General features: G+C 58.5%; 16 protein-coding genes and 1 pseudogene. 10 read left to right on the forward strand and 7 right to left on the reverse strand.

Annotation, left to right across the window (positions count from 1 at the left end):
- Positions 1-359: 359 nt before the first annotated feature.
- Positions 360-1,382 (reverse strand): IS110 family RNA-guided transposase, encoded by a 1,023-nt coding sequence (locus ACXJKO_RS22820; protein WP_457093365.1) that lies wholly within the window; start codon positions 1,380-1,382, stop codon positions 360-362.
- Positions 1,383-1,644: 262 nt separating this feature from the next.
- Positions 1,645-2,382: a Crp/Fnr family transcriptional regulator gene (locus tag ACXJKO_RS22825; RefSeq protein WP_457093366.1), complete on the reverse strand. Its 738-nt coding sequence runs from the start codon at positions 2,380-2,382 to the stop codon at positions 1,645-1,647.
- Between the two features lie 600 nt (positions 2,383-2,982).
- On the opposite strand from ACXJKO_RS22825, the pseudogene ACXJKO_RS22830 reads away from it, so the two are divergent.
- A pseudogene (locus ACXJKO_RS22830) lies at positions 2,983-4,008 on the forward strand (IS110 family RNA-guided transposase).
- A 1,054-nt stretch (positions 4,009-5,062) separates the two neighbouring features.
- Here the strand turns inward: ACXJKO_RS22830 and ACXJKO_RS22835 are convergent.
- From ACXJKO_RS22835 to ACXJKO_RS22845, 3 genes are all read right to left on the reverse strand, one after another.
- On the reverse strand, positions 5,063-5,443 hold the full coding sequence (locus ACXJKO_RS22835; protein ID WP_457093367.1) for a response regulator: 381 nt from the start codon (positions 5,441-5,443) through the stop codon (positions 5,063-5,065).
- Between the two features lie 430 nt (positions 5,444-5,873).
- A complete protein-coding gene (locus tag ACXJKO_RS22840; RefSeq protein ID WP_457093368.1) occupies positions 5,874-6,299 on the reverse strand; it encodes a response regulator in 426 nt (141 codons plus the stop codon).
- A gap of 39 nt (positions 6,300-6,338) precedes the next feature.
- A complete protein-coding gene (locus ACXJKO_RS22845) occupies positions 6,339-6,752 on the reverse strand; it encodes a response regulator (protein ID WP_457093369.1) in 414 nt (137 codons plus the stop codon).
- A 165-nt stretch (positions 6,753-6,917) separates the two neighbouring features.
- Between ACXJKO_RS22845 and ACXJKO_RS22850 the strand changes: the two genes are divergently transcribed.
- Both ACXJKO_RS22850 and ACXJKO_RS22855 read left to right on the forward strand, forming a co-directional pair.
- On the forward strand, positions 6,918-7,358 hold the full coding sequence (locus ACXJKO_RS22850) for a response regulator (protein ID WP_457093370.1): 441 nt from the start codon (positions 6,918-6,920) through the stop codon (positions 7,356-7,358).
- 653 nt (positions 7,359-8,011) lie between these two features.
- Complete coding sequence (locus ACXJKO_RS22855; protein WP_457093371.1) at positions 8,012-8,356, forward strand: VanZ family protein; 345 nt, start codon at positions 8,012-8,014, stop codon at positions 8,354-8,356.
- 484 nt (positions 8,357-8,840) lie between these two features.
- On the opposite strand, the gene ACXJKO_RS22860 is transcribed toward ACXJKO_RS22855, so the two are convergent.
- Positions 8,841-9,653 carry a calcium-binding protein gene (locus ACXJKO_RS22860; protein ID WP_457093372.1) on the reverse strand — a complete coding sequence of 271 codons (813 nt, stop codon included), beginning with the start codon at positions 9,651-9,653 and terminating at the stop codon, positions 8,841-8,843.
- A gap of 58 nt (positions 9,654-9,711) precedes the next feature.
- On the opposite strand from ACXJKO_RS22860, the gene ACXJKO_RS22865 reads away from it, so the two are divergent.
- From ACXJKO_RS22865 to ACXJKO_RS22890, 6 genes are all read left to right on the forward strand, one after another.
- Positions 9,712-10,185: a DUF6894 family protein gene (locus ACXJKO_RS22865; protein ID WP_457093373.1), complete on the forward strand. Its 474-nt coding sequence runs from the start codon at positions 9,712-9,714 to the stop codon at positions 10,183-10,185.
- Between the two features lie 19 nt (positions 10,186-10,204).
- Positions 10,205-10,618 carry a Crp/Fnr family transcriptional regulator gene (locus ACXJKO_RS22870; protein WP_457093374.1) on the forward strand — a complete coding sequence of 138 codons (414 nt, stop codon included), beginning with the start codon at positions 10,205-10,207 and terminating at the stop codon, positions 10,616-10,618.
- On the forward strand, positions 10,619-10,930 hold the full coding sequence (locus ACXJKO_RS22875; protein ID WP_457093375.1) for a Crp/Fnr family transcriptional regulator: 312 nt from the start codon (positions 10,619-10,621) through the stop codon (positions 10,928-10,930).
- Positions 10,931-11,273: 343 nt separating this feature from the next.
- Positions 11,274-11,573 carry a hypothetical protein gene (locus ACXJKO_RS22880; RefSeq protein WP_457093376.1) on the forward strand — a complete coding sequence of 100 codons (300 nt, stop codon included), beginning with the start codon at positions 11,274-11,276 and terminating at the stop codon, positions 11,571-11,573.
- 1,248 nt (positions 11,574-12,821) lie between these two features.
- Positions 12,822-13,058 carry an antitoxin gene (locus ACXJKO_RS22885; protein ID WP_457093377.1) on the forward strand — a complete coding sequence of 79 codons (237 nt, stop codon included), beginning with the start codon at positions 12,822-12,824 and terminating at the stop codon, positions 13,056-13,058.
- Positions 13,055-13,465: a PIN domain-containing protein gene (locus tag ACXJKO_RS22890; RefSeq protein ID WP_457093378.1), complete on the forward strand. Its 411-nt coding sequence runs from the start codon at positions 13,055-13,057 to the stop codon at positions 13,463-13,465. Before ACXJKO_RS22885 ends, ACXJKO_RS22890 begins: the two co-directional genes overlap by 4 nt.
- A 1,499-nt stretch (positions 13,466-14,964) precedes the next feature.
- Here ACXJKO_RS22890 and ACXJKO_RS22895 read toward each other — a convergent pair.
- Positions 14,965-16,067 (reverse strand): IS3 family transposase gene (locus ACXJKO_RS22895; protein WP_457093379.1). Its coding sequence is split into 2 segments (ribosomal slippage): positions 14,965-15,806 and positions 15,806-16,067, totalling 1,104 coding nucleotides; the frame shifts between segments, so codons are not numbered across the junction.
- A 204-nt stretch (positions 16,068-16,271) separates the two neighbouring features.
- On the opposite strand from ACXJKO_RS22895, the gene ACXJKO_RS22900 reads away from it, so the two are divergent.
- The coding region (locus ACXJKO_RS22900; RefSeq protein ID WP_457093380.1) for an IS630 transposase-related protein at positions 16,272-16,426 on the forward strand (155 nt) is incomplete at its 3' end.

The raw sequence follows: 16,426 nt of genomic DNA on the forward strand, positions 1-16,426 counted from the left end.
TGCCCCTACGGGCCGGAACTTAGAGCGCCCACTCGTGGGCGCTTCTCTTTTTTGGGCGTGTCAGTCAAGCGCAGGAAATCGCCCCGGATAGCAAGCTCCAGGCTCTGACGATGAACGCACAGGGACATTCCAGCCATTCAGAGGCTGCCGCGGGACGTTCATGAGTTCCCGCCAGGGGTCTGGCTTCTCTTCGAAGTCGGCACCAAGCCGCTTCATGATCGGGTCGGACGGAGAGGCCTCTCAATCTTTCTTGCGAACTGACCAGAGGATCTGGCGTTCAGCGCCCACTCGAGATGACCTACCCACCCGTCCCTGCACGGGACCTCGTCCGCTGGGCAGCGCGGAACTCGAAGCCAGGCTCAGGCGGCGGGCTGCCAGCGATAAGGTACGTTGTCGATCCACATCCGGTGCAGGATCACCGCCAAACGCCGAGCCACGGCCACGATTGCCTTGGGCATCCCTCGGCGCTTGGCCACTTCCAGCCCCCACTCCCGCAGGGGCGACGACTTCTTTGAGATCCGCAGCAGCACACCAGCCGCTTCGACCAAAGCCCAGCGAATGCCTGGATCACCGCACTTGGAGATCCCTCTTCCCTGGTCGATCTCGCCTGATTGGTAGCGCGTAGGCGTCAGCCCGAAGTGAGCGGGCACCGATCGGGATCGCACGAATCTGGCTGGCTCATCGACGCCAGCCCGGAAGCTCAAGGCAACCATGGACCCGACGCCGGGAGCCGTCATGAGAAGTTGACAAACCTCGTCGGCCTCCGCCATTTGCTCCATGGCTTTATGCAAGCGCTGATACTGCTCCCTCAGGACGCGGCGTACTTCCAAAAGAGGTTCGATCGTCAATCGCAGATGAGGAGACTGCTCCAGGAGGTCAAGAATGCGCTGGTCGAACTTGAGGCGGGACACGATGCCCACCTTGAGGCCGAAGTTGCGCAGCAGCCCACGAAGATTGTTCTCAGCATCCACAATTTTGGTTTGGACAAACCGGCGAGCCGTCAGAAGCATTCGGATCTCCTGGCTTCGGATGGTTTTGACATGCACGGGCTTGTCGAGCCCCACCCGCATCATTTGGGCGATCCCGCGCGCATCATTGCGATCGGTCTTGTTGATCTGAGCTGATAGGGCAGCCTTCATATGCCGGGTCTCAACGCAGATGACCGGATACCCCGCGGCTGCCAGCCCACTGTAGAGCCATTGCGAGAGCGGGCCAGCCTCAAGACCGACCCGTTTGTAATGATCGCTGATGGAATGCAGCAGTGCCCCGATCGCATCTGGTTCGGTCTCGACCTTGCTTTCCTTCAGGATCCTACCCGTGGCATCCATGATGCAGACGCTGGTAGTGCGGACGGAGACATCGAGGCCGACGAACAGATCCATGGCAGGGCTCCTTGACCACTTAAGCTTCAGGAGCCTGCCCGGAGATTGATAACCTGTCACTCCCATGCCGGGAGCGCCGCGGGAGCCCCAATCATCCGATCTTTCTTTTTGTCAAAGCAAAAACCACAGGAAGAACAACTTCATCGCATCATTGCGAGTACTGCTCCGGATGGATCGCCAGTTAGCGCTTGTACACGTTAACGACCCGCAGCGCCCCCTGCTCACGCCCATACTGCGGCTTATGCGAAATTGCCGGGCAGATTTACGGGCCCGGTTTCGGTGGATAGAGGCCAGGCATCACGCGCTGGTAGATGCGCCGGATCCGGCCGTAGCATTCGCACACTGTCTCCTCCAGACCAGCCCGATCCGTCACGGTGATGCTCCCACGGCCCTGCTGAATGAGCCCCGCCGTTTGCAAGGTGCGCGTCACCACGCTCACGGTCGAACGTTGCACCCCCAGCATTTCAGCCAAAAACTCGTGCGTGAGCGGCAGGGTATCCTGCTCCGCCCGGTCATGCATCATGAGGATCCAGCGGCAGCAGCGCGCCTCCACGGGATGAACGGCGTTGCAGCTGAGGATCTGGAACGTCTGGCCGAGCAGGACCTCGCCGTAGCCGGCGATCAACCGCTGGAGCTTGGGGTGAGCGTTCCGCACCTCATCCAGGTGCGCAACCGCAATGCGCGAGGCGGTGCCGGCCATCTGCACCACATAGCGCCCGAAGGCCTCCCGGGTCACGAGGGCGCTCAGCAGGCCCACGACGCCACCGCGCCCGAACAGGGCCACCTCGACGGTGTTGCCGTCCTCCAGGACATTCACCAGCGACACGACGGCGTGGTGAGGGAAGTAGGCGTAGCGGATGGGATCACCGGCTTCGTAGAGCACCTGCTTCAGGGGCAGCTCGACCATCGCCAGGTGGGGCTCGAGAGCCGCAAAGTCCTCGGGCTCCAGAGCCGCCAGGAGCCAGTTCGTGCGGTGATCTGTTGTCAGAGTGCGGTTCATGGCGACCTCGCCCCGCTGATACAACGCGGGGGGAGGCGGTTCGTCTCAGCGTGGCCGGTTCCATACTCGATGTTATCGGAAGTATGAGCCCTTAYATCKGCKGTGCTGGATCAATACAGCTATCATCTTGGACGTCATGAAAGCTGATGCGGACTTTGCTCATGTCCTGGCCTGGAGCKGTCGCTGCCCCGCGGCCAATCAACGGGTTCATCTCGCCCACGAGGCATTCTTCAGCGCTGTCGGCCAGTCTGAGCCGCACTTGGCGKTGCCGCACCCGTGCTTCGAACTCGTTGAGCAGGAACAASGTCTYCCGATCGACGTCGAKGTCRATACGGCCGTAGCGTGTGCCATCCGGGCCGCCGGCGATCTGCAGGCYCTGCAGAAGGTGATAGAACTCTGCCGGCCATTCGACGATGGGGTTCTGGCTCAGTGGCATAGGCGACCCCGGTGCTTGGATGGTCCTTCAATAACAAAAGCTTCAACAATCTAAGCAGCGGCCATGCTTAGCGGTTCCATAAATGATGAGGTAGACGGCGCCTGCTCCCGGCAGTGCCCTTCAGGTAGGGTGATTGCCTCAGCGCCAGACAGGGAGCCGCTCCAATGCATGTCACGACAGTAGGTCTTGATCTCGCCAAGCATGTGTTTCAGGTCCATGGCATCATCAGAACGGACAGGTTCTCATTCGCCGTCAGCTCCGCCGAGGCGAGTTCATCGCTTCTTCCGCCGGTTGCCGCCTTGCCTGATTGGCATGGAGGCGTGCTCCACCGCCCATTTCTGGGCGCGTGAGCTGGCGGCTCTCGGGCACGAGATCCGGCTCATGCCTGCGGCTTATGTGAAGCCCTATGTCAAACGCAGCAAAAGTGATGCCCTCGATGCTGAAGGCATCTGCGAAGCGGTGACCCGCCCAACCATGCGCTTTGTTGCCATCAAGAGCCCGGAGCAGCAGGCAGCGCTGATGCTCCATCGCACCCGGCAGCGGCTCGTGCGGCAGCGGACCATGCTGGTCAATGCTCTACGCGGCCACCTCGCCGAATACGGCATCATTGCTCCTCAGGGACTTCCCAGCGTTCCCAAGCTCAGGGAAGTGGCCGAGAAGGCCCGAGGGGCGCCTTGCCTGACTTGGCATGGCGATGCATCCGCCTGTTCCTCGCTCAGATCGAGGACATCCACGGCCGCATTGGTCAGGTCGAGCAGGAGATCCTGGCCTGGCATCGCACGAGTGAGCTGAGCCAGCGCCTGGAGACGATCCCGGGCATCGGCCTGATCACCGCCAGTGCCTTGGCGGCCACCATCCCGGATCCGAGCTCCTTCCGCTCGGGCCGGCACCTGGCGGCCTGGATCGGGCTGGTGCCACGGCAGAGCGGCACTGGCGGCAAGGTGCGGCTGGGGCACATCTCCAAGCAGGGCGACCGATACCTGCGACGGCTTCTGGTGTTGGGCGCCTCCACGCTGATGCGGCATGCGCGCGGCCGGACCTCAGTCACGGCAGGGTGGATCAACGCGCTCCTGGCTCGCCGGCCAGCCAGCGTGGTCAAGACTGCCATTGCCAACAAGCTGGCGCGGATCGCCTGGGCGGTCCTCCAGGACAAGCAAGGATACCGCGCTCCGGCGGCTGCGGCCGCATGAGCTGCCCCAGGAGCCGGATGAGGAGTTTGCAAGGTTGGTGGAGGTGGTAATGGTGTGATGACGAACCGGTCGAGCCGGGGATCAGACAAACCCGTGATAAGCCGTTGCGCTCTGACGCAGCATAAATGTTGGGGACCTGATCCGCGAACTTCATCAAGGCCCGCGGTCATGAGGCCGCATCACAAGGCCAAACACATGGCTGCCCACGACCAAATCGTCAAAACGCTAAAAACCCCTTGCCACGCAGGTGCCGTCCACACAAGGAATTATCGGACTTACAGCCTCCGAATGAGCCGGTTGCGGATCACAGAAACGGCGCTGAGAAGAGCTGCTCCAGTCACAATAAACACGACCATCCGGGTTCGGACGTGCGTGAGCAGATCATCTTCCAGGGTCTCTCTCCAGAAGGCATGGTCGTAACCATGTACAACGCCCACAACGAGGCCAATCACAGCTCCGTAGAGTGCGAAGCGCCTCGTCTTCCAGAGCTGTACCGGTCCAGGCTCGTTGCCCATACCACAGATGCTAGCGCTTAAACGGCCTGAACACGAGCTTGAACACCAAGCTGATCCGTCGAGGGGTCTTTAACCAGCCTATCGGGCATTAGCGGGGTGAAGAGCTTGGCCCTCGCCCTCCCCTGGAAGGATGGTCGCAAGGCATGGGAAGCCAGGAAGCGTCATTGGTGCCGATAAGTCCAGCCAAGTGTTGGACCCATGAGCTAATCAGCCAGCCCGCGGGGAACATCGCTAAGCTTCAGACGTTTGACTCATGACCTCATGTTTCCCCCTTCGTGATGGTTCTCTGGTGACACACTCGCCCCAGGTTCCCCCTGGGGTTTTCTTTTGATGTTGCTCCTGTGACCTCGCAGGCTTCCAATGCATGAAGGCTCGGGAGGTAAGAGTCCCGTAACCATGCTCGGAGCCATAATGATCCATACCGGGCGTGCGGCGTTCTCTGAGCATCTGAACAAGGGAGATTGCCATGACCATCCTTGATCCCATCACCGGACAACAGGTCACGATCAACCCCACTGTCCGGCCGCGCAGGTAAATCTTCAAACGATTTCAGCGCGTTCAGCTATTTCGATTGCATTGAGAGCTTTACCCAGAGCTTCGAGTGCAAACGGCTTGGAGAGTGTGGGACGACCCCGAAACCGTTCTGGTAGCGCACCATCCCCGTATCCCGTCGCGAAGATGAACGGGATCCCTCGGAACTCAAGCACATCCGCAACCGGAAACACGACCTTGCCTTTCACATTGATGTCCAGCAGACCGACGTCGATGTCAGCCTGCAATGCATGGTTCAGGGCGTGGTCAAGCCTCGATGCGGGGCCGACGATGTCGTACCCAAGCTCTTCAAGCATGTCCTCAATGAGCAGGGAAATCATCGCTTCGTCTTCAACGACTAAGATGCGGCCTTTGGCTTTTTGCGTCACAGTGCTCTCTTTGTTGATCGCCTCCGCTGATAAAGCAAAGCTTTGCGAACTTCCATTTCATTTCTGAGCTTTGAGGGCGAGTTTTAGAGGCTTGCCAGCAGGAGGCTCGCTCCAATGAATGAGCTCACAGAGGCGAGAAAGAGGAAGGACGCGGCCTGAAGCGAAACGCTTGAAGATAAATCCTTCGAATGAGGCTGAGTGCCGTGGTCAGGTTGATTGTCGGTCATGATATTGTCCCACTTCTCAGTTCGATGGCGCATAGCCAGCAAACGTACGCAGTGGCTGATCTATTCCTTCACGAACCATTTCAGAGTGTTACGTCTCAAGTAGCGAATTCATAAACTCTAAAAGCAACTATCCTGAAGGCCTAAAAGTCCTATTACCCGCCGCAAAGGTGAATGAGGTGCCGCTAAGTCCGCTGCGCAGAATCTTACGAGGATTTGAACTTGTTGCGCTTAGCCCGAGCGATGAGTTGTTTAATTCGATCTACAACCTCATGCGTCGGGTATGGCTTTTTCAGCAATGGCCCTTCCTCGCAAAGGGTTGCGGCAATGTCCGCTGAACGCTCAATACCAGCGGTCAGAAGAACCTGTACACCAGGCTTATGTGTTCTAACCCAGTGCGCCAGCCCGAAGCCGTCCATCTGAACATCACTAAATACGATATCAACAGACACTTCAGGGGTCTGAAGAATCTCTACTGCCTCAGCGGCATTCACCGCTTCGTAGATACGATAACCACACCCTCGCAGGTAATCCGCAATCACCAGCCGGGTCAGTACCTCGCTCTCAACAACGAGAATCGTTTCCGACGGCGTATCTGCTTCACGTGCTGAAGGAGTCGATGCGGCGCTCATGTTAAGCTAACCGTCGAGCTTTTAGCAAAGTTCCACGCCTCAGCGGAGAGGCGTTTCGGGCCAATTGAGGCAGTGACTCACAACTTCAAGAACGTGAGATACCAAGTATGGCTTATGGATGAAAAGGCCGAGGCTATCCAGTTCCGGTACCGTTGAAGCGCTCTCCCTGCCGGATGTAAGGACAACCTGTGTTGGCCATTGGCGCTGATGCACGATGCGGGCGACATCCAGTCCGTTTCTCTGCCCAGGGAGGTGTATATCGGCAAACAGGAGATCAACCCTGATTGCTTCAAGTACACTCAATGCATCATCGGCCGTGCTCGCCTCTAAAACCTTATAGCCATGGATCCGCAATTCATCACTGATAAGGCATCGGGCAAGGACATCATCTTCAACAACAAGGATAGTGGGAGGTGTGCGGCGTGGGAGCACGGTGACGGATGCAGCACTCATTCCAACTCCATACCAGTACAATACGCGGACAACGTGCGGCTGTGTGTCAGGTTCTCCTGATCCTGATCTAGCTCACAGTGATGCATTGTTTGCGTCCCAAAGCGGAACAGTCTACAAACTGCCGCGTTTGACTTTCCGCTCCCCCTCTTAACCAGGCGTCGCTCTGTGAATAATGGCCAGCATTCAGGCGTCGTTCTGCTGGCAGAGGATGAGCCGCTTGTGCGATTATTCGTGGCCGAACTTCTGTCGGATACACAGTTCCATGTCATCGAGGCTGCCAACGCAGAAGAAGCCCTGACCGTGCTGAGAGCCAATCTGGCAGTGGACGTGCTGGTGACAGATGTGGAGATGCCACCAGGAGCGAATGGCTACGAGTTGGCACGTCAGGTGCATCATGCATGGCCCCTCGTAGAAATTATTGTTACATCCGGACGTGAGTGGCCGCAGGAAGGCTCCCTTCCTCCTGGAGCAACTTTCCTTCCAAAGCCCTACCCAAATTCTACGCTCGTGTCCCATGTCGGCGCAGCCGTCGGGCGGGCGCGAGCAGCGCGTGCAACACAGTCAGACCAGCCCACCGGAGGTCGCAAGGGGCGGGGCTATCTTTAACGCCTGTTGAGGCAGTCCGCTTTCCGCGACGCTGCCTTCGATGTGAGGCGTCGCCGGCATTATTCCCACATTTTGCTGAGTGTAATCAGAAGCCGCTGGAGTCCAACAGCCGTTCTTAATTGCTTTGCGGCATTCGGTAGCAAAAACCACCAGACATGATTGAGCCTATCCGGTTACTTCCGGCTCCATTTCTGGAGCGGGGCAACGTGAGCGTTGAAGAGGAACTGAAATGGAAATGCGCCGAACTGCTCGGTGAAGCAGATGAACTGGCGCACAGGTAGGAGACGATCAGGGAACAGGTCTCTGCCTGCGATCGGGTAATCGCGATCTACGACCCGGCGCACGCGGCGCCGATCGCCCTAAGGCAGATCGGAAGCGATCCAGGCAAGAGGTTCCCGTTCCGATCACATTGTTGCTGAAGCTTCCCTGCGAATGTTCATAGAACATCTAGCTATCCTCTCAGACCGAGAGTCGCGAGGCTATGGACCCCGTCCGGCGTCTATATAGTCGGGCGGGGTTCTTTTCGCACCGACGTATCCGCCCAATGCCGCCGCCGTAATCGGTCTTATCGGAAATTCGTAACCCTCATGCGCAACATCAAAGGCACAAGAGAGCCATGCACAGGCGCAGCACAATCAGCTAAACCGCTCACTATGAAACCCAAGGTTTTCTTCCGCTGGGTCGCATGGCTGCTCGTCTGTGCCATTGCGGTTTTCACCCTCGCGCCGATCCAGTTCCGGCCGGTTACGGCGGCTCCGGCCAATTTGGAACGGTTTGCGGCCTTTGCCATGATCGGAGCCGCGTTCTATCTCGGCTACCCGAAGCACCGCCTTCGCGTCCTTGTGCTGCTGATAGGGATCGTTGGGTTGATTGAAGTCGCCCAGAACTATGTTCCAGGCCGCCATGGGCGCCTGCCGGACGGCCTCGTGAAAGCGTCCGGCGCTCTCCTCGGAGCCGCTTTCGCCGCGTTCATGATCCGCCGGAAGCATGGTCCGTAAACGCACTTATCGGAATTACGGGCGCTGTTTTAGCCAGTTTCGGACAGCGGGCACTCCACCAAACACAAGTGAGCCCACCCCTGGACCGACGACCACTTGCGGTAAGAAGTGCTCTCGTACCTCGTAAGAACTCTGCCTCGAGTGTTCATGTAAGAAATGGCTGATCGCGACGATAAAAGTGCCAACGACAGCTCCAACTGTTGCGAAGTACTAGGTGAGCCAAGGCTCGGCGGATGCAGGCCTTTTCGTCATGCTCGCCTTGTTAGCTAGCATATCAGTTCTTGGCGAGTGGTTTAACGCGCTAAGGGGTCTAGCTCCCGATAGCCGCGCCGCCTCTTGATCCGTGCGAGCGCTTCTAAAGCCTCGCCGGCTGCGACCTCCCCTGCGCACTCATCTAGGTTCTGCTCCTCGTCACTCGCCAAACCATCCATGGTGATGTAGGGCGCATCGACTGACTTCCTGGAAGCCCTTAACATGCCCTCGTTCAGATGACCCAGAATGCAGCCGCACTCACTTCCTTGTGACCGATGATGGCGAACTTTATCTGATGATAGGTTGATCCGCTCCCATCCTGGTCGAAGTACAATGCGCCAGTCGCTTTGTTGTAGACGATCCGATCCGAGGCATCATGCGCCTTCGACCCGATCCAGAACGCAGCCTCCTTGAGTGCGCCGCGTCCACCGATGTTCTTGAAGATAGTTGATTTGAGGCTAATGCGGTCTGCCCATGGGTTGAAGTCAATGAGCCTATCGACGTTTGTCTTGGCATCCAGCGCGGTGTTGAACAAGAAGCTATCATAGCCTTCACCGCTGACCAGCCTGTCGTTGCCCGCTCCGCCCGACAAGGTATCATTGCCTGTCTTCCCGAAAAGTGAATCGTTGCCGGACCCGCCGTTGAGACGATCCTCGTTCCAGCTCCCGTAAAGTTTATCCCGTCCGGAGCCCCCATAGAGAATGCCGTTTTCGTTGCCGCCATAGAGAATGTCGTCGCCAGCCTCGCCGTACAGGACATCCTTGCCGGCATCGCCATAGAGTCTGTCGTTCCCATCGCCTCCACGAAGCTGATCAGGCCCGTCATCGCCACGCAGGACGTCGTTTCCGATGTTGCCGGAAAGTACATCCCTGTCGCCGCCACCCCATAACCTATCGTTTCCCTCTCCACCGAAAAGCCGATCATTCCCTCCATATCCATAGATCGTATCATTGCCTCCCTCGCCGTAGACAAAATCAAGGGCAGCATCTCCGAGGATGTAGTCAGAATTCGGGGTTCCGAGCGCCGGCACAATGAAGGTGGCCATGTCTGAGGTCCTAAGAGTGGTTTAGAGGCTGCGGTTAGTGGCGTAAGGATCCTATACCTTGGACCTGACTATGGTCACAATAGCTCTAACAACAGTCTCTTTGATGCTGCTGAGGGCTCATGCCGCTTGGAAGAAGGGGAAACCCGCAAGCGCCATTGGTGCTCGGCACGCCTTCCCAACGACTTTTGCTGCCGCCCGCCAAGGAACAATGACAGCGCCCTCTCGGTTTGAACGCATGCCTCATTATTACCTTCACATACGCAAAGGCGAACAGCTAATCGCAGACCCGGAAGGAATCGAACGTCCTGACCTAGATACTGCACGGGGCGATGCTCTTTCTGGAATTCGCGACCTTCTCGCGGAAGCGATGAAACGAGGTGCGGATGACCTGCTTGATGATGCCATTGTCATCGCGGACGAGGCAGGCCGGGAGTTGATGACGATCCCTTTCAACGAGGGTCTACCACCGCGCCTGTACAAGGCCTTGCTTAATGTGCTCCACGCTCCTTCCAAGTCGGTGCTCGATCCCTAAGCTTGGCAGGAGGAAGCACATGTACTACCCGCTGGTTCGCAAACTGGAACAGCACGGCCCTCTCTCCGAGGAGGAGAAGCAGGTCATTCAGCAGATCACTTCCCGGACGGTAATCTATGAGCCTCGCCAGGACATTGTGCTAGAGGGCAGCAGCCCATCCCACAGCAGCCTCATCCTTGAAGGCTTCGCTATTCGCCACAACCATTCGCCTGATGGGAACCGGCAGATTACCGCCTTCCACGTTCCAGGCGACTTTGCGGACCTGCACTGCTTTCTACTCAAGCCTATCGACGATGGTGTTGCTGCGCTTACCACCTGCACGGTAGCTCAAGTCCCTCACAGCGACCTGAAGGAAATTACGAAGAACTATCCTTACCTCACACGTGTTCTCTGGCTCAGTACGCTCGTTGATGCTGCCGTGCATCGAGCATGAATGACCACCCTTGGACGGATGGAGGCCCGTGAGCGCATCGCGCACTTTTTATGCGAATTACGGGACCGTCTTCAGCCAGCAGGGCTGTTGCATGACGACAGCTATGAACTGCCAGTCACGCAAGAGCAGTTGGGGGATGCGTTCGGTCTGAGTACCGTCCACGTGAACAGGGTCCTTCAGGAACTGCGAGCCGAAGGGTTGATCACCTCACACGGCAAGACCTTGATCCTCAATGATCTAAAGCGTCTTCAGGAGATAGCCCAATACAAGTCAGATTACCTGCATGTAGGCCAGAAGCTGGATCGGGATTAACGGAACACCTCGGATGCCCGCAAGCGCCGTCGGTGTGGGTGGAGGCTAGAGTTTGATAACCTGCTGACGGGGCCCGGATCTGAGGATGAAGGGGACTATGAACTCTTCCTCTCCTCTGTTGTGGGCGGAGAAAGACAGCTCTGTTGGAGCGCAGGCAGTGATGACGACAGCAAGGAGATATTAGCGGTCGCCGTCTAGGATCGAGCGCTGCCTAAACACCTGTCGAGATTACAGTTTAAGGCATCGTTTCCTACAGCCAAATTATGCAATATCGGCTGACCTTACTCGGGTCTGCCTCCCGTCTCATCGAGGTTCTCCTTATCTACCTTACGTGAAAAGCAGCATGTTCTCTCACAAGCAAATTTGGGCTGCTATTGACACGGTGGCACAAGCCGGAGGGATGTCGGCTGCCGCTTTGGCCAAGCGCGCCGGCCTGGATCCAACCGCATTTAACCCCTCGAAGAGAGTTAGTTCTGATGGGCGAGAAAGGTGGCCATCAACCGAGACGCTCGCCAAGGCCCTCAAGGCTGCAAACCTCGATCTGAAGGCTTTAGCCGACATCATCGACTCAATTTCGGATGAAGAGGAAGGATGTGCGCCTAAGGATCGAAGCCGGAGAAGACGATGGGTTGATGTGGTGTAAGGGAGAGCGTTGTGAACCTGGGATCTAAAAGAAGGCTGTGCCGTCCCTGGCGCGATGGCCGGGAGGCCCGCAAGCGCCATTGGTGTGGGGAAGACAACAATGCGGAACGAACCAGAGCTAGGTTTCAGGTCTTTCGCAGGATATAACTCACCTCGGCTCGACTGCTGAACAAAATTTCCTGAGCCCGAAATCCCATGCAAAGGCTTCCTTTCCAACCACCGGACATCTGCAATAAGTTTGAGGCACGTCATCACCGTACTGGGCCTCGTCAGCCTATTTTCGCTGAATCTCGGTCAGGCGACTCTCCTGCCTGCAGAGGCCCGACCACTGTCTCGAAGGGCTCGATCAGACCAGACGAGCAGCTTGGCCCCCAACCCTTGATTTCGCAAATGCACGAGAGAGCACTGGCGCTCTTTCACGGTGGCCAATACCGAGAGACGCTTGCAGCGTTGGATCAAAGAGACTCTATGGCTCCGGAGGATCAAGGCATGGGGCTTGTCCGTGGCTGGTCTCTCTCACCTGAACCGGTACGACGAGGCTCTTAAGCTCTTCTTGGAGCGTGATCGCCGTCAATCGATGAAAGATACTCAGTACGGGGTCTATTACCCGCGTAGAAAACTCGATCCGACTCACATTGGCGACTGACCCGAAAAGGCTGATTGCTCTTGAACGCAGTCTTTGACCCGAAGTCGCGGGTCCCATGATCAACAAAGCCTAAGCGGGACCGAGAGGAGTGCATGTGCAATCTTGACAGCAACTTCGCGACCTAGGCGTCGCTGGCCATAGCGTCTGCGGCGAAACGCGATAAGGCTGATAATCTACACGGAGGCTGCGACTGGGCTTGCCCACAAAGTGCTGGTCTGAGCCCTTATAGAACATAGCAACGGGTAAGCCCTTCGCAGCCGTTTCATCTCGTTCGCCTTGTCCATCTCGTTTGGCTTGGTAGACCTCCTGCCTTGATTAAGGCACGCGATGGCACAAGACATCCCATTCAAGCCAAGGCCCCAGGACGGCCTCTGCCATAAAAAGCCTCAGCTTCCCTGGAATCTCGCGTTCGCTCTCAGCACCTCGTTCAAGCCTGGAGGCCGACAATCGTAACCGATTTGGACGGTATCTTGTTCGATACCCGCGCAAGGAAGCCGCTGGAGGCAGGCAGAGCACATCTGGTTGCTCGCTTGCCCTTCCTCGCTTGCCCTTCCGAGACGAAAGGCCTATGTCTTACCATATGCCAAAATGGAGGACCCCGAAATGCAGCACGAACGACATGTCAGGCTCTTCCGGAACGGCCGGAACCAAGCGGTTCGGATCCCAGTCGAGTTCGAGCTCCCCGGCGACGAGGCCATCATGCATCGGGACGGCGACCGTCTGATTATCGAGCCGATCCGCAAGGGCGGCCTGATTGCCCTGCTCGACACGCTGGAGCCGCTCGACGAGGACTTCCCCCCCATGGAGGACAAGCCAAGCGCGCCGGAGGACATCTTATGAGCGCTGGGCGCTACATGCTCGACACCAACATCCTCTCCGACATCATCCGTAACCCAGGCGGAAGGGCCGCAGCGCGTCTGCGCCAGGTCGGAGACGTGAGCATCTGCACCAGCATCATCGTCGCCTCGGAGCTGCGCTACGGTGCGGAGAAGAAGGGCTCGGAGAAGCTGACCGCCAGGGTCGAGGCCGCGCTGCGAGAGGTCGAGGTCTTGGCGCTCGACGTGCCGGCCGACGCGCACTATGGCGCGGTCCGCAGCCGCCTCGAAGCCGAGGGACGGACGATCGGGCAGAACGACCTCCTCATTGCCGCGCACACGCTCTCGCTCGGAATGACGCTGGTCACGGACAATATGCAGGAGTTCAACCGTGTTGACGGGCTCCGGATCGAGAACTGGTTGGACGGGTAGCGCTCACGTGGCTCCATCTGTCGACCGTTCGAACGGTGTCCCGCGCCAGCAAAGGACACGACGGGCCTGCATGGCAGTAGGCGGACCAGAGGCTGAAAGGATCCGCATCACGCCCTGTCAACAGAGATCGGAGTAGGCGTGAGGCGGGTCGAGGACCACTAGAGCGAGGTCGTCAGGCTGCCCCCGCATCAGCCGTCATGCCGGCAGCGCGAAGCCGGTGTTAGCCAAGGCGAAGCGGAGAGCGGAAAGGAGCCGCGCCAGCCTGTACCAGCCCGGGCGCTTCCTCAGTCTTTCGCGAGGCGTCAGCGGGTGGCGAAATCGCGACCTCGACGGACTTTAAGCGATGCCCTCTACCTCGCTTCCTGACGGTGTGCCGGTAGCGATGCACGGGGTATTCAAGGCCCGGGAGCGGTGAGCGGCAGCACGCATGCCTCGTCAAATCTATCGTTCTTATTGGCCTCAGCTACTTCCGCCCGAGAGCCAAACTGAGCCCTGTCAGGCTATTTCCTGCTGATGGGGCTCTCGTTTGCGGCGGTCTATTCCTCCCCTCACGGAACAGTGGGCAGCCGGCCTTGTTGGTGTGAGCTTTGAAGTCTCAGAAGGCACCAGCATGAAGCCCATTGTTATCGCCCTCATCCTTACGGCTGTCTCATCGGCGGTCATGGGCCAGTCGCGAAACTTGACCCGGAGCATGAGCTGCGCTCAAGCCAGGGGGATCGTGGCTACTCAGGGTGCCGTCGTCCTACATAYGGGACCAAACACATATGACCGCTACGTTCGGGATGCGAGCTTCTGTGCGGCTCAGGAAACGGTTCGACCGGTTTGGGTCCCAACAGCCGATACTGCTCAATGCCCAATCGGAGGAGTCTGTCGATCCGTCGAGATCGACAACGGCCAATGAATTAGCCCAGTCTTACAGCATCGGACCCAAAAGTGGACTTGCACTTTTGGGTCCGATGCATTCTCCTTCAATGAGAGCATCGTGCAAAAAACCGGATCCACTTTTTCGCACGATGCTCAAGGGCTGACGAAGTTCGCAGTTCTCTTATCCGCGGGATGAGAGGAACTGAGGTCCGTAGGAGTGTTCTGTAAGCCCTCTCGAAAGCGCCCCGCAATCCAATGCTGTGGCCGCCGAGACGCTATGGGACACTAAGCGCATTAACTGAAGGTCTCCCACAGCTGACGCTCCAACCACACGAGGAATAAGCCACCGAGTGGTGGCTTCTGTTCAGCTCCGCGCTATTGCGCTCGGGAGGAACACGATCGAACGCTGAAAGACGGCATGCCTCGTCACGGTGCGCCACTCCTTAGTGGGTCTAGCCCAAGCTCCTATCTCGTGCTCAAGTCGCTCGCCTCATCTGAGCCAATCTGCTATTACTGGCGCAGGCAGGAGACACAAGATGGCGCCTGTCCCAGCCCTGCAGGCCCCCGTCCTGCTGGCCCAGGGCGAGCGACAGGTCTGTATTGCCATGGACCTGCCCCCGTATGTGATCCACGGCCTATGCAACTTTCCGGGCCTGGTGAGTTTGTTGGGCGAAGGCGTTCGGGGTCAAGCCGCCGAGCGCCATATGTGGCCTGGTCTCATTGTAATCTCTCCTCCAGTCTTCGATCCGCTCCCGGGCATCGGCCATGGAGAGGAACCATGACGCGTTCAGGCATTCCGCCCGCAGGCGGCTATTGAACGCTTCGATATACGCGTTGTCCGTCGGTGTTCCGGGTCGGGAGAAGTCGATCTCCACCCGGTTCAGATAGGCCCATTGGTCCAAGGCTCGACCGGCAAATTCTGGGCCATTGTCCACCCTCAGGCTCTTGGGCCGGCCGCGGCTCCGGGCGATCTCATCGAGTGCCTCGACGACCTGGTAAGCCCGGAAACTCACTCGCGGGACAATCGCCAGTGACTCTCGCGTATGGCAGTCCACCACTGTCAGGATGCGGAACGCACGCCCGTCGAAAAGCTGGTCGGCCATGAAGTCCATCGCCCACACCTCATTGGGTCCACCGACCTCGGGCCGACCCTGCCGATAGCGCCAGGCGCGCTTGCGCCTCGGTGCTTTGGGCCGGATCGACAATCCCTCTTCACGATAGATCCTGTACGTACGCTTGTGGTTCACCGGCCAGCCCTCCCGCCGCAGCAGAATGTGTAGCCTGCGGTAGCCGTAGCGCACCCGTGCCGCGGCCAGCTCCTTGAGCCGCATGCGCAGCTCGATCTGCGGATCGGAGCGCTTGCAGTAGCGATGCGAGGAGCGCTGAAAACCGGTTGCGGAGCATGCCCGCCGTTCGCTGATGCCATAGGCCTTCTGCAGATGGCCTGCGACCTCGCGCCGAACGACGGGCTTCACCACTTTCTTTTGAGCACGTCCTGCAACATGGTCTTGTCGAGCGTGAGATCCGCCACGAGCTTCTTGAGCCGGGCATTCTCGTCCTCGAGCTGCTTGAGGCGGCGGATCTCGGCCACGCCCATGCCGGCGAACTGCTTCTTCCAGCGGTAGAAGGTTGGCTCAGTGATGCCCATTTTGCGGATCACTTCGGCCACCGGCGTGCCGCTCTCGACTTGGCGCAGGGCGAAGGCGATCTGTTCTTCCGTATACCGTGACCTCTTCATGGCACCGACCCTCCTCAAGGATCAAAATGCCCGGAAAAGTTGTCCTCGACATGGACCAGTTTGACGGGTCAGGACCACCTTCTTCGTGCAGGGCTTCGGGACTTGGAAGTTAGAGCGACGACAGTTCTGATGGAGTCGTTGGGGCTATGCGGCATGTCGGCTTCGTGATTCACTTGTCTCAGCCCTCTTCAGAGGAGATGAGCGATGACCAAGTCCTACTCGCTGGATCTGCGCCGCCGGGTGGCGCGCTTTGTCGAGGCGGGCCATTCCTGCCACGCAGCCGCCCACCACTTCGAGGTCTCCGTCGCGTTCGTGGTGCGGCTCATGGCGGCCTATCGCGCCACCGGCAGCTTGGCGCC

The organism is Microvirga sp. P5_D2 (assembly GCF_054049475.1).

What these genes read in the sequence shown, in the direction of transcription:
- ACXJKO_RS22890 (WP_457093378.1), top strand. Translation starts at nt 13,055, where the DNA reads ATGAGCGCTGGGCGCTACATGCTCGACACCAACATCCTCTCCGACATC.
- ACXJKO_RS22880 (WP_457093376.1), top strand. Translation starts at nt 11,274, where the DNA reads ATGTTCTCTCACAAGCAAATTTGGGCTGCTATTGACACGGTGGCACAA.
- ACXJKO_RS22820 (WP_457093365.1), bottom strand. Translation starts at nt 1,382, where the DNA reads ATGGATCTGTTCGTCGGCCTCGATGTCTCCGTCCGCACTACCAGCGTC.
- ACXJKO_RS22840 (WP_457093368.1), bottom strand. Translation starts at nt 6,299, where the DNA reads ATGAGCGCCGCATCGACTCCTTCAGCACGTGAAGCAGATACGCCGTCG.
- ACXJKO_RS22870 (WP_457093374.1), top strand. Translation starts at nt 10,205, where the DNA reads ATGTACTACCCGCTGGTTCGCAAACTGGAACAGCACGGCCCTCTCTCC.
- ACXJKO_RS22860 (WP_457093372.1), bottom strand. Translation starts at nt 9,653, where the DNA reads ATGGCCACCTTCATTGTGCCGGCGCTCGGAACCCCGAATTCTGACTAC.
- ACXJKO_RS22875 (WP_457093375.1), top strand. Translation starts at nt 10,619, where the DNA reads ATGACCACCCTTGGACGGATGGAGGCCCGTGAGCGCATCGCGCACTTT.
- ACXJKO_RS22845 (WP_457093369.1), bottom strand. Translation starts at nt 6,752, where the DNA reads ATGAGTGCTGCATCCGTCACCGTGCTCCCACGCCGCACACCTCCCACT.
- ACXJKO_RS22825 (WP_457093366.1), bottom strand. Translation starts at nt 2,382, where the DNA reads ATGAACCGCACTCTGACAACAGATCACCGCACGAACTGGCTCCTGGCG.
- ACXJKO_RS22885 (WP_457093377.1), top strand. Translation starts at nt 12,822, where the DNA reads ATGCAGCACGAACGACATGTCAGGCTCTTCCGGAACGGCCGGAACCAA.
- ACXJKO_RS22855 (WP_457093371.1), top strand. Translation starts at nt 8,012, where the DNA reads ATGAAACCCAAGGTTTTCTTCCGCTGGGTCGCATGGCTGCTCGTCTGT.